Origin of the sequence: Clostridium chromiireducens, from assembly GCF_003575225.1 — a bacterium.
GTDB classification, from domain to species: Bacteria; Bacillota; Clostridia; order Clostridiales; family Clostridiaceae; genus Clostridium; species Clostridium chromiireducens.
This window is the reverse complement of record NZ_QXDJ01000001.1, coordinates 952877-965460: the sequence shown is the minus strand read 5'-3', so window position 1 is coordinate 965460 and position 12584 is coordinate 952877. Positions and strand designations below refer to the sequence as shown.

10 protein-coding genes are annotated in these 12584 nt (G+C 29.7%); all 10 read left to right on the top strand.

Translation table 11 applies throughout. The features are described from left to right. Positions 1 to 200: 200 nt before the first annotated feature. A complete protein-coding gene (locus D2A34_RS04000; RefSeq protein WP_119365796.1) occupies positions 201 to 1418 on the top strand; it encodes a glycosyltransferase family 4 protein in 1218 nt (405 codons plus the stop codon). Between the two features lie 99 nt (positions 1419 to 1517). Continuing rightward, positions 1518 to 2123, top strand: coding sequence for a sugar transferase (locus D2A34_RS03995; protein ID WP_119365795.1), 606 nt, complete (start codon positions 1518 to 1520; stop codon positions 2121 to 2123). Between the two features lie 79 nt (positions 2124 to 2202). Then, on the top strand, positions 2203 to 3306 hold the full coding sequence (locus D2A34_RS03990; RefSeq protein WP_079437810.1) for a Gfo/Idh/MocA family protein: 1104 nt from the start codon (positions 2203 to 2205) through the stop codon (positions 3304 to 3306). A 193-nt stretch (positions 3307 to 3499) separates the two neighbouring features. Continuing rightward, complete coding sequence (galU, locus tag D2A34_RS03985) at positions 3500 to 4372, top strand: UTP--glucose-1-phosphate uridylyltransferase GalU (protein ID WP_079437811.1); 873 nt, start codon at positions 3500 to 3502, stop codon at positions 4370 to 4372. A gap of 58 nt (positions 4373 to 4430) precedes the next feature. Further along, positions 4431 to 5516, top strand: a complete 1086-nt coding sequence (locus tag D2A34_RS03980) for a glycosyltransferase family 4 protein (protein WP_079437812.1) — start codon at positions 4431 to 4433, stop codon at positions 5514 to 5516. 549 nt (positions 5517 to 6065) lie between these two features. After that, complete coding sequence (locus D2A34_RS03975) at positions 6066 to 7148, top strand: sensor domain-containing diguanylate cyclase (protein WP_079437813.1); 1083 nt, start codon at positions 6066 to 6068, stop codon at positions 7146 to 7148. Positions 7149 to 7224: 76 nt separating this feature from the next. Next, a complete protein-coding gene (locus D2A34_RS03970) occupies positions 7225 to 8406 on the top strand; it encodes an AlbA family DNA-binding domain-containing protein (protein ID WP_119365794.1) in 1182 nt (393 codons plus the stop codon). 220 nt (positions 8407 to 8626) lie between these two features. Beyond that, positions 8627 to 9847 carry a tyrosine--tRNA ligase gene (gene tyrS / locus D2A34_RS03965; protein WP_119365793.1) on the top strand — a complete coding sequence of 407 codons (1221 nt, stop codon included), beginning with the start codon at positions 8627 to 8629 and terminating at the stop codon, positions 9845 to 9847. A 402-nt stretch (positions 9848 to 10249) separates the two neighbouring features. Then, positions 10250 to 11587, top strand: a complete 1338-nt coding sequence (locus tag D2A34_RS03960; protein WP_119365792.1) for a glycoside hydrolase family 30 protein — start codon at positions 10250 to 10252, stop codon at positions 11585 to 11587. Between the two features lie 319 nt (positions 11588 to 11906). Beyond that, entirely contained in the window at positions 11907 to 12443 is a 537-nt protein-coding gene (locus D2A34_RS03955; protein ID WP_119365791.1) for a glutathione peroxidase, read from the top strand. Positions 12444 to 12584: the final 141 nt, after the last annotated feature.

Below are 12584 nucleotides of genomic sequence, written 5' to 3'. Positions count from 1 at the left end.
ATAGAGAAATTTATACTGAAATTTAGTAATTATGAAAAAAAATATATAAGGAATACCTATAGTTCTTTTTTAAAAGGAAACTCGACTCGCATGCGCTCGCTGAGTAAGTTCGACTAGCAAAATCGTAGATTTTGAGTCTCACTTATGTTATAATCTATAAAGTTAATTAGCATTATAATGTAAAAAAGGAGTAAATTAAGATGAATATCTTACTTATAAATCACTATGCAGGGTCTGATTATCATGGGATGGAATTTAGGCCTTATTATATGGCTAGGGAATGGGTTAATATGGGGCACAATGTAACTATACTTGCTGCTGACTTTTCTCATTTAAGAAAAAAGAACCCAGAGATAAAAGAGAATATTCAAGAAGAAATAATAGATGGAATTACATATGTGTGGGTTAAAACTCCTGAATATCATGGAAATGGTGTTGGAAGAATTAAAAATATATCAACATTTATGTACAAATTAAGAATGAATTATAAAAGAATTGCAGATAAGTATAAACCTAATGCAGTTATAGCGTCTTCTACTTATCCTTTGGATATTTATCCAGCTCATAGGATAGCAAAGAGATCTAAAGCTAAGCTATTTTTTGAAATACATGATCTGTGGCCGCTTACACCAATGGAAATAGGCGGATACTCTAAGAATAATCCGGCTATAGTAATACTTCAGAGAGCTGAAGACTTTGCATTTAAATATAGTGACAAGATTATTTCAATTTTACCAAATGCAGATAGGCATATGAAGAATAGGGGATTTAACACACATAATTACGTTCACGTTCCTAATGGAATAATTGTCGGAGAAAAGAAAAAGGCTCCTATGGAAAAGACAATTGAAAGGCTGCAGGAACTAAAAGAGCAAGGATATTTTTTAGTAGGATATACAGGAAATCATTCACCTGCTAATGTGTTGGACACTATGATTGATGCAGCTAAAATAACAAATGATGAAAAGATAAAGTATGTAATGGTGGGCAATGGTAATGTAAAGAACCAACTAATGGAGTATGCCAAAACAAATAATGTAAATAATGTGGAGTTTTTAGATCCAGTATTAAAAGATAATATGGATAATGTACTTGAATTATTGGATATATGTTATATAGGTCTCAAAAAGCAAAATTTATTTAATTATGGAGTAAGTCCTAATAAGCTATTTGATTATATGATGGCAGGAAGACCTGTAATATATGCAGTAGAGGCTTCAAATGATCCAGTCAAAGATTCAAATTGTGGTATTACAGTCCCAGCAGAGGATCCGGAAGCTGTGGTTAATGCTGTTATGGAGATTAAAGGTTTGAGTGAGGAAGAAAAAAATAGAATGGGGCAAAACGGTAAGGACTATGTATTAGAAAATCATACTTATCATGGATTAGCAGTAAAGTTTTTAGATGCATTGAAATAATAGGCACAAACTTATACTTTTATGGGTTAAATTGATTAAAAAGCTTTAAAAAAGTTAATATAATAAGTATGTTTTTAAATAATTTTTAGGAGTAGATATATGAATAAATTTAACAAGGTAGTTAAAAGAATATTTGATTTAGTTTGTTCTACTTTAGGGCTTATAGTCTTAAGTCCAGTATTTATTTTTATTTCAATAAGGATAAAATCCGGATCTGATGGCCCAATATTTTTTAAACAAATTAGAGTTGGTGAAAAAAGTAAAGAATTTGAGATTCTTAAATTTAGAACTATGGTTGTAGATGCAGAAAAATTAGGAAGGCAGATTACTGTCGGAAATGATAGCAGAATCACTAAAATTGGAGCATTTTTGAGAAAATATAAGCTAGATGAGCTGCCACAACTAATAAATGTCTTTAAAGGAGATATGAGCCTAGTGGGACCAAGGCCAGAAGTGCCAAGATATGTTAAACTATATGATGAGAAACAAATAAAAGTTTTGGAAGTTAAGCCAGGAATAACTGATTTGGCATCTATTAGATATAGAGATGAGAATGAGTTACTTGGGGAAGCAGAGAATCCAGATGAATTTTACATAAATACAATTATGCCGGATAAATTGGCATTAAACTTAGAGTATATAAGTCGAAATAATATATTTTTAGATATTTATATAATACTTCAAACAATAATAAAATGTCTTTAATTAAGGTGAAATGGCAATTTAGATTTTTATTCTAGAGTATAGGATTATAAAATATAAGAAAAGAAGGTTGAAGAACGTTATGAAAAAATTAAAATTTGCTATTATAGGTTGTGGAAGAATTTCTTATAAGCATGTTGAAGCTTTAGCAAAAAATACTGGAGAATCAGAATTAGTTGCAACTTGTGATGTGATTTTAGAAAAGGCTGAAGCGAAGAAATTAGAGTATATTGAAAAAACTGGAGCTTCTGAGGACTCGATTCACGCATATTCTGATTATAAAGAAATGTTGGAAAAAGAAGATATTGATGTAGTAACCATAGCTACAGAAAGTGGATATCATGCTGAAATTGCTATTTATTCTATGAAAAAGGGAGCAAGTGCATTAGTTGAGAAACCAATGGCTATGTCTATTGACGATGCTAACGAAATGATTAAAGTGGCCGAAGAAAATAAGGTGAAACTTGCAGTGTGTCATCAAAATAGGTTTAATAAGCCTATACAAAAACTAAGAGAAGCTATTGAAGATAATAAGTTTGGAAAGTTAGTTAATGGTACAGCGAGAATACTTTGGAATAGAAACATGGGCTATTATGAACAAGCTCCTTGGAGAGGAACATGGGCACTTGATGGTGGTACGCTTATGAATCAATGTATACACAATATTGATTTACTTCAATGGATGATGGGTGGAGAAGTTGAACGAGTGTATGCAGAATGTGATACATATTTAAGAGATATTGAAGCTGAAGATTTTGGCGCAGTAATAATAAGATTTAAAAACGGTGCTATTGGAATCGTTGAAGGATCAGCTTGCGTTTATCCTAAAAATTTAGAAGAAACTTTAAGTATTTTTGGTGAAAGTGGAGCAGTATCTATAGGTGGTCTTGCCGTAAATGAGCTTGAAACATGGAGATTTAATGGCGAGAATGAGGAAGATGTTAAACAATCAGTAAATGTTAAAATAGATAATGTTTACGGGGAAGGACATACACCTTTATTTAAAGATGTGATTGATGCTATAAATGATAATAGAGAACCTTTAATATCAGGTGAAGAGGGGAAAAAAGCGATATCTATAATACTTGCGGCTTATAAATCAAGAAAGACAGGAATACCTGTAAAATTTCCACTAACAGATTTTAAGACACTAGATATGAAAGATGAGTTCAGTGGAAGAAAATAATCTTTAAATGAGGATGTTTAAGATCCAGTAAAGATAAATTTATATATTATTGTAAATTCACATATAATATATAAGGATTTAAGGTATTTAGCACAATCAAAAAAATAATATAACAGTATGCTCGCCTATTTTTTTATATTATTTTTTCATGTGCCTTAGATAAGTAATATATAAGTTGAGAGGATGATATGAGATGAAAGTAAAGAAGGCTATTATACCTGCAGCAGGACTTGGAACAAGATTCTTGCCAGCAACTAAAGCTCAGCCAAAGGAAATGCTTCCGGTAGTTGACAAACCAACAATTCAATATATTGTTGAAGAGGCAATCGCATCAGGAATAGAAGAAATTTTAATTATTACTGGTAGAAATAAAAAGTCTATAGAGGATCACTTTGACAAATCAATAGAATTAGAGCTTGAATTGGAGAAGTCAGGAAAATCAGAGCTGCTTGAGTTAGTTAGAGATATTTCTGATATGGTTGATATACACTATATAAGGCAAAAGGAACCAAGAGGGTTAGGTCATGCAATTCATTGTGCTAAAACATTTGTTGGGAATGAACCTTTCGCTGTCTTATTAGGTGATGATATAGTGGATAGTGAGACCCCAACATTAAAACAGCTAATAGATTGTTATAGTGAGTATAAAACCACTATTTTAGGAGTTCAAACTGTAGCACAGGAGAATGTTTCTAAGTATGGTATTGTAGATGGAATTCACATAGAAGATAGGGTCTATAAAGTTAAAGATTTAGTAGAAAAGCCTAGTATTGAGGAAGCACCAAGCAATGTGGCAATACTGGGAAGATATATTATAACACCAGAAATATTTAATATATTAGAAAATACTAAGCCAGGAAAAGGTGGAGAAATTCAATTAACTGATGCATTAAAGACTTTAATTAGTAAAGAAGCTATGTATGCATATAATTTTGAAGGTAAAAGATATGATGTTGGAGATAAATTAGGATTCCTACAAGCAACTATAGAATTTGCTTTGAAGAAGGATGAATTAAGAAACGAATTTGTAAATTACTTAAATACAAAGCCTTGGGAGCAAATATAGGAAAAATTTGAAATTATTTTGATATAAGGCACAATGAAAATATGGAGGCCAAAGTTTTATGAAAATATGCTATTTAGCAGATATTAATAGTGCTCATACTCATAAATGGTTAAATTATTTTGTTCATAAAGGGTATGATATTCATGTTATATCCCTAGGAAAGGGCGAATATGAAGGGGTTACTGTATACTCTTTAGACGTACACGATAATGTAATGAAGAAAAATTCAGATAAGGGCAAGTTAGCGTATTTAAAAAAAATAAGAAGAGTAAGAGCGTTGATAAGAGAAATTAATCCCGATATAGTTCATGCGCACTATGCAAGTAGTTATGGATTATTAGGAGCTATTGCAAATTATCATCCTTATATTATTTCAGTATGGGGTAGTGATGTTTATGATTTTCCAGTTAAATCGCCTGTACATAAATTTATAATAAAATATAACTTGAAAAAAGCAGATTATATTTTATCGACAAGTAAGGTTATGAAGATGGAAACTCAAAAATATACAAATAAACCTATACAGGTGACCCCTTTTGGCGTTGACATTAATAAATTTACTCCTAATAAAGTTGAAAAAGAAGAAATCGTTATAGGAACGATTAAGACTTTAGAAGAAAAGTATGGAATAAAGTATTTAATTAAGGCATTTAAGGAGATTAAGGAACGAAACAAAGATTTGAAACTTAAGCTCAGGATAGGTGGGAAAGGCAGTCAGGAAGATTATTTAAAAGAATTAGCGAAAGAGCTTTCTATAGATAAGGATGTTGATTTCCTAGGATTTGTGAAACCAAATGATGTAATAGAAGAATTCCAGAACTTTGATGTAGCAGTTTTCCCTTCAATCCTTGACAGTGAAAGTTTCGGAGTGGCAGCAGTTGAGGCGGAAGCCTGTGGAACTCCAGTAGTTGTGACAGATGTAGGTGGACTTATGGAATCAACTAAACCTAACGTAACAAGTTTAGTTGTTAAAAAGAACTCAGTAGAGGATTTAGCAGAAAAAATAGAAACTTTAGTTAAAGATTCAAATCTAAGAATAAAAATGGGTATAAATGCAAGAAAATTTGTTGAAGAAAATTATAGTCTGGAAGACAATTTTAAGAATGTAGATGAGATTTATAGAAATATAGTCAAGAATATTTAGCATATATTTAAAAAATAACAAGTCAACCGTATTTGTGACTTGTTATTTTATTTCATATATTTGTGTTTAATTTAATAAGTTTTTAATTATTATTCATAGGGAGTTACACAAAATCTGCAAAGCAGATTTTGTTTCAATGTTAATAATGATTTGTATACTTTTGAATTAGAAATTTTATACCAAAGGTAACTAGTGAAATTAGTAAAATTACGTTTAATATCGAATTACCAAATTGTATAAACAGTACACATATGAATAAAAATATGAATAGGCTTAATAGCCATTGTATATATCTCATTATTTTATCTCCTTGTAAAATTTTGATTTATCATTGTTTATTGTAACCTAAATTATAAAATCAAATTCATAAAATATGAGTATGATTTTATACATATATTTGAATAATTAAGAAAAGATTCATATAATAATATAGTTAACATTAATAAATACCATATCAAATTGTATTCAATTATTTTATTAGTTGTAGTATAATTGATATAAGCATAAAATAATTACTAGGTGTTTATGGTTAGAGGATGGTGGGAGTAGATGCAGGATTATGAGAAACTATATAATTCTTTAAGAACAGAGTATGAAACCTATCAAAAATTTTCAGAACAACATATACAAGAACTAAATGAAAAAAACGTTAAATTAGAGAAAAGCATAGATTCTTTATCTAATATAATAGAAGTAAGTAAATATATAAACACTTTTTTTAGCAGTGATAACTTAATATCAATGATTAACGATATGATTCTGGGGATATTAGGAGTCACATATTCAACTATATTTCTAATTGAAAATGGAGAACTAACTATAAAAGCAAGTAATATTGAAGAGATGAATATAAACTTAACTTCTAAAGAGTTTACGTATATAAATCAGGGTGAAGAATTTCTAATAAATTCAAAAGAGCCGCTAAAACAAACTGGAGAGCATAAGGTAGATATACATTCTATTATGGGATCACCGATCAAAGTTAGAGAGAAATTTATTGGATACATAATAGTAGAACATAATTTATATAAATTTATGACCACAGAATTAAAGCTTTTCCTTAGATCTATAGCAAATCAGATTGCAATTGCCATAGAGAATTCTTTATTGTATAAGGAGTTAGAACAATTAAATCAAAAAGATTCACTTCTTGGAATATATAATAGAAAATACTTTTATGAACGCATAGAAAGAAAAGAAATTAATAACGAAAACGATAAATTCGCTATAGTGATGATAGATATCGATAATTTTAAAAAGATTAATGATACATATGGTCATCAATTTGGAGATAAAGTTTTGATTAATACTGCAAATATTGTTAAGAATGGTATAGATAAAAATGACATATTTGCTAGATATGGAGGAGAAGAATTTATTTTATATATTTCAGACTTTACGAATGAGGATGTTGTATATAATAAAATAGAGTCAATAAGACGTACGCTTGAAAAGAGTCAAGTGTATTTTAATGGTGAATCTAAATATGTAACTGCTAGTTTTGGAGTTTCATTCTTCCCTCTAAATGGTACAGATTTAAATGAACTGATAAATAAAGCGGATGATTTACTATATAAAGCTAAGAAAACAGGAAAAAATAGAGTATTGAGCGGAAACATATTTAAAATTTAATAATAATATATAAAGCAAGCTTATTTAATTTAATAAGAGTGCTTTTTTATTCTTTAATAAACAAGGAGGATTATATATGGATAGTAAAAAATTACTATCTTTGATAAAGAGAGAAGAAGGTACTAAGTTAGATTTTAAGTTACGACTAGAACTTTTTTATGAGACGGGAAAAAAGGAATTGACCAAAGATATATGTGCTATAGCTAATTCAGGTGGTGGAAGAGGCTATATAGTAGTTGGAGTTGAGGATAAAACAAAAAAAATAGTAGGACTTGAAGATGAAGATTTATTTAAAGAAGAGCAGATACAACAAATTATTTCTACAAGATGTGAGCCCCCTATCCCAATAGAAGTAGATTTAATTGAAATTAAAAATAAAAGGATAGGTGTAATATCAATATACGATGGAGGGCAAAAACCTTACCAAGTTAGAGAAAATGGAGCTTTTTATATAAGGCGAGGATCCACAACAGATGTAATGAGAAAGCAGGAGTTAATAACATTATTTGAGGAAAATTTGAGTTTAACTATAGAAACTTGCCCATTAATAAAGAGTAGTGTTGATATATTAAATATGGAATTGGTTAATAAGTATTTTGATAAGAAAGGAATAAAAATCAATAACGAAAATAAAAGGTTTTTATTATTGAGCGCAGGAATTGCGTTTGAACATAAAGAAGGAGCCTCTTTAAAGTGTACCTATGGAGGATTGCTTGTATTTTCTGATGATAATTATATATATATACCTAATAACATGATAAAGATCGTTAATAAGTTAACTGATGATAATGGTGAATTACACATAATTCAGGGTAATCTTTTATCAATGGTTGATAAAGCAGAAGAGAAAGTTAGAGAAATTTTACCAAAGAGCTATCCAATTCAGGCAGTTGTTGAAGCTATAAAAAATGCGGTTCTTTACAGAGAGTATTTTGATTTAAACAAAATAATTGAAATAGTTATAGATAAAAATAAAATTATAATATCAAGTCCAGGTGAATTAATAGATGAGAACATAAAAGGGCAGAGAACAAATTATAATAAAAGAAATATTTGGCTCTATGAAAAGTTGATTTCTATAGATGAAGAAAAGAGATTCTTAAACAGTGGAATAGGTTTTACAATAATTAAGAATGCTTTTAAGGGAAAAGGTAAAGTGAAATTTATTAACTCCAGAGCAGAACACTGTTTTAAAGTAATCTTACCAGGACCATCAGCACTTAATAATGAAGACAATAATCTGCAGAACCTAAATTAAGGCAATGAACAACCGAAATATAAAATTTCGGTTGTTTACCACGTCACTTTAAGTTCTTTATAATACCTTGATATGAACTGTTGCCAAAATTTAATGTTGAGGATATACTATAATAAGTGATTTGAAAAACATAATGTTTTAAATAAATTGATTTACAAACATACTTATTTTATTGGAATAAGTTATTTTAAATAAGAAAATTTTTAGGAGGTACTATATAATGGCAAGTGTATTAGATGAGCTATTAGAAAGAGGATACATAAAACAGTTTACTCATGAAGATGAAACAAGAAAGTTATTAGAAAATGAGAAGATAACTTTTTATATAGGCTTTGATCCAACAGCTGATAGTTTACACGTTGGTCACTTCATAGCTATGATGTTTATGGCGCATATGCAAAGAGCTGGACATAGACCAATAGCTTTAATTGGTGGTGGAACTGCTATGGTTGGAGATCCAAGTGGTAAGACTGATATGAGAAAAATGCTTACAAAAGAAGATATTCAGCACAATGTTGACTCTATCAAGAAGCAAATGGAGAAATTTATAGATTTCACAGATGGTAAGGCGATATTAGCAAATAATGCTGATTGGTTATTAAATCTTAACTATGTTGATTTCTTAAGAGAAGTTGGAGTTCATTTTTCAGTAAACAGAATGTTAAGTGCTGAATGTTTTAAGCAGAGATTAGAAAAAGGTTTATCATTCTTAGAATTTAACTATATGTTAATGCAAGGATATGATTTCTATGAATTAAATCAAAAATATAATTGTAAAATGCAGCTTGGTGGAGATGACCAATGGTCTAATATGATAGCTGGAGTTGAACTAGTAAGAAGAAAAGCTCAAGGTGAAGCAATGGCTATGACTTGCACACTACTTACAAACAGCCAAGGGCAAAAGATGGGTAAAACTGTAGGAGGAGCATTATGGCTTAATCCAGAGAAAACTTCCCCATATGATTTCTATCAATATTGGAGAAATGTAGATGATGCAGACGTTGAAAAATGTTTAGCGTTACTAACATTCTTACCAATTGATGAAGTGAGAAAACTTGGAAGCTTAGAAGGTGCTGAAATAAATAATGCAAAGAAAGTACTTGCATATGAAATAACTAAACTTGTTCATGGTGAAGAAGAAGCTAAAAAAGCTGAAGAAGCAGCAACTGCATTATTTGCAGGCGGAGCTGATATGTCAAATGTACCAACAGTGACGATCACTAAAGAAGAAATTGGTCTTCCAATCTTAGATATCATGGCAAGCACTAAAATTGTTCCATCTAAAAAAGAAGGCAGAAGATTAATTGAACAAGGTGGATTATCTATTAACGGAGTTAAAGTTGAAGATATGACTAGAACTCTAAATGAAGATGATTTTCAAGATGGCGCTGTTTTAATCAAAAGAGGTAAGAAAAATTATAACAAAATAGAAGTTAAATAATAGAAAATATATAATTAAATCCATAATAATGCTTATTGTGAGTATTATTGTGGATTTTTTATATTTATAAACTTTAACTGTGGATTAAAATTTATGAAATTAAAGGTACTAAACACTCAAGTTGTGATGCTTAGCGCTATTTTTATTACCATATTAGAATTATAACTGAAGCTGAGACGTAAACAATTGATTTAGGTTTTAGGTGTATTTTTAAATCAATTATGTATCTACTAGTAATTAAGAGTATATATTAAGTCAAAAACATACCATATTTATGTCAATATACATACTTAAGAGAAAACGTTGGATTTGTTAAGATTAGTATTGTAAATGATATTAAAAGTAAACTTTTATATTAAGGGTATATAAAAATATAAGTCAGAAACTTCAGGAGGGATTAGAGTGAGCACAGTTAAACATATTTATAGCGCTGATAAAACTTATTGGCAAGAGGGACAGATACAGAATGCAGAATATGAAGATACTTTAGAGATAACAAATGAAATCAAGCAGACGGTAAAAGGCTTTGGTGGCTGTTTTAACGAAATTAGTTGGGATATCTTAAAGAGAGTAGATGAAAATGAGAGAAGAGAAATTATAGATAATTTATTTACACAGAAAGGTTTGAATTTTAATATTGGACGTTTACCAATAGGGGCTAGTGATTATGCATTAGCATGGCATAGCTATGATGAGACAGATGGAGATTACGAATTAAAAGATTTTTCAATAAAAAGAGATGAAGAATATTTACTACCATATTTAAGAGAAGCATTAAATCGTAAGCCTGATTTATCATTATTTGCTTCACCTTGGAGTCCGCCAACATGGATGAAAACCAAGAAAGTATATAATTTTGGAACATTACTTTGGGAAGATAAGAATTTACAAGCTTATGCAGATTACTTTGTAAAATATGTAGAGGAATATAAAAAAGCTGGGGTAAAAATCGAACAGATCCATATTCAAAATGAACCTCATGCTGATCAAAAATTCCCATCATGTATGTGGACAGGCAAAGAAATGAGGGATTTTATAAAAAACTATCTTGGGCCAGTGTTTGATGAGAAAGGAATAGATGCAGAAATTTGGCTTGGAACGATTAACGGTCCATTTGTAGATTTTCAGCTTCCGGGTTATGGCGCACCATTTTCTGAGTTTTATGATCAATGTGTAAATACTGTGTTATCTGATAAAGAAGCAAGAAAATATATAACAGGAGCAGGTTTCCAATGGGGAGGAAAACATGTAATTGAGCAAGTTGCATTAAGCTATCCTGAAATAAGACTTATGCAGACTGAAAATGAATGTGGAGATGGTAAAAATACCTGGACACATGCAGAATATGTTTTTGGACTTTTTTGGCATTACTTCACTCACAATGTTGAAAGTTATGTTTACTGGAATATGGTTCTTCCTAAAGGAGGAGTAAGTACTTGGGGATGGGAGCAAAATACAATGATAACAATTGATTCAGAAACAAAGGAAGTTATATATGAACCAGAATTTTATATCATGAAACATTTTTCGCATTTTGTAAAACCAGGCGCAAAGAGAATAGTAACTAAGGGGCACTGGACCTCAAATTCTATCGTATTTAAAAATCCTAATGGTGAAATTATAGTTGTTGTTGGCAATGCAATGGATAATGATAGGGAATTTACATTCAAGTATAGTGGAAGAAGTTTCTCTACAGTAATAAAAGCACACTCTGTTAATACTTTTTGTGTAGAAGATTAACTAAAAGTAGGTATAAAATAAGGCATCTAAAATAAATTTGAAATTATTTTGGATGTCTTATTTTATATGGAATTTTAGGTTTAAATTAAATTTGAGTATACATAAATTTAATGTATTGACAAAATAAAAAAATGTAAATATAATAAAGAGGTAAATTAAATTTAAAACAATTAAATTTGCTAAAATAATATTTGTAAAAATATAAAATAACAAGTATAAATAACTACAAAAAATTAAACTTGTAATCTATAGAATGAATTAAAAAATTAAGTAAATATACAAAGTACAAGAAATTTATAATATAAGAGGAGAAATGAAAATGATGTATGATTTTAAGGCAAAAGAAGTAAACGGTACTGAAGTGTCAATGGAAAATTACAAAGGAAAAGTATTATTAATAGTTAATACTGCAACTGGATGCGGTTATACACCACAATATGAAGGATTGCAAAAAATATATGAAAAATACAAAGATAAAGGATTCGAAATATTAGATTTTCCATGCAATCAGTTTTTTGAACAGGCACCAGGAAGTGATGAAGAAATAGTAAGTTTCTGTCAGTTAAGGTATAATACTACATTTAAGACATTTTCAAAAATTGATGTAAATGGAGAGAGCGCTAGCGAACTATATAAATATTTAAGAAAACAAGCACCAAAGGCTGCAGAAGATGAAGCATCAGAAGGTCTTTATAATCTACTTAAAGGACATGGATTTACTACAGATGGTGATGAAATTAAATGGAACTTTACTAAATTTCTTATAGATAAAGAAGGTAACGTTGTTGAAAGATTTGCCCCAACATATGAACCAGAAAGAATAGGAGAAAAAATTGAAGAACTACTTGAAGAATAGCATTCAAAGAAAAGGATCTAATTAATGCACGAGTAGTATTTTCGATAGGTGAACTTTATATAATTTGAGTCTTATTATTATTTATGAACTAATGATTAAGTTAGAGGCTAAAAGCAGATATATCTAGCTTTTGGCCTTTAA

What these genes read in the sequence shown, in the direction of transcription:
- D2A34_RS04000 (WP_119365796.1), top strand. Translation starts at nt 201, where the DNA reads ATGAATATCTTACTTATAAATCACTATGCAGGGTCTGATTATCATGGG.
- D2A34_RS03995 (WP_119365795.1), top strand. Translation starts at nt 1,518, where the DNA reads ATGAATAAATTTAACAAGGTAGTTAAAAGAATATTTGATTTAGTTTGT.
- D2A34_RS03990 (WP_079437810.1), top strand. Translation starts at nt 2,203, where the DNA reads ATGAAAAAATTAAAATTTGCTATTATAGGTTGTGGAAGAATTTCTTAT.
- galU (WP_079437811.1), top strand. Translation starts at nt 3,500, where the DNA reads ATGAAAGTAAAGAAGGCTATTATACCTGCAGCAGGACTTGGAACAAGA.
- D2A34_RS03980 (WP_079437812.1), top strand. Translation starts at nt 4,431, where the DNA reads ATGAAAATATGCTATTTAGCAGATATTAATAGTGCTCATACTCATAAA.
- D2A34_RS03975 (WP_079437813.1), top strand. Translation starts at nt 6,066, where the DNA reads ATGCAGGATTATGAGAAACTATATAATTCTTTAAGAACAGAGTATGAA.
- D2A34_RS03970 (WP_119365794.1), top strand. Translation starts at nt 7,225, where the DNA reads ATGGATAGTAAAAAATTACTATCTTTGATAAAGAGAGAAGAAGGTACT.
- tyrS (WP_119365793.1), top strand. Translation starts at nt 8,627, where the DNA reads ATGGCAAGTGTATTAGATGAGCTATTAGAAAGAGGATACATAAAACAG.
- D2A34_RS03955 (WP_119365791.1), top strand. Translation starts at nt 11,907, where the DNA reads ATGATGTATGATTTTAAGGCAAAAGAAGTAAACGGTACTGAAGTGTCA.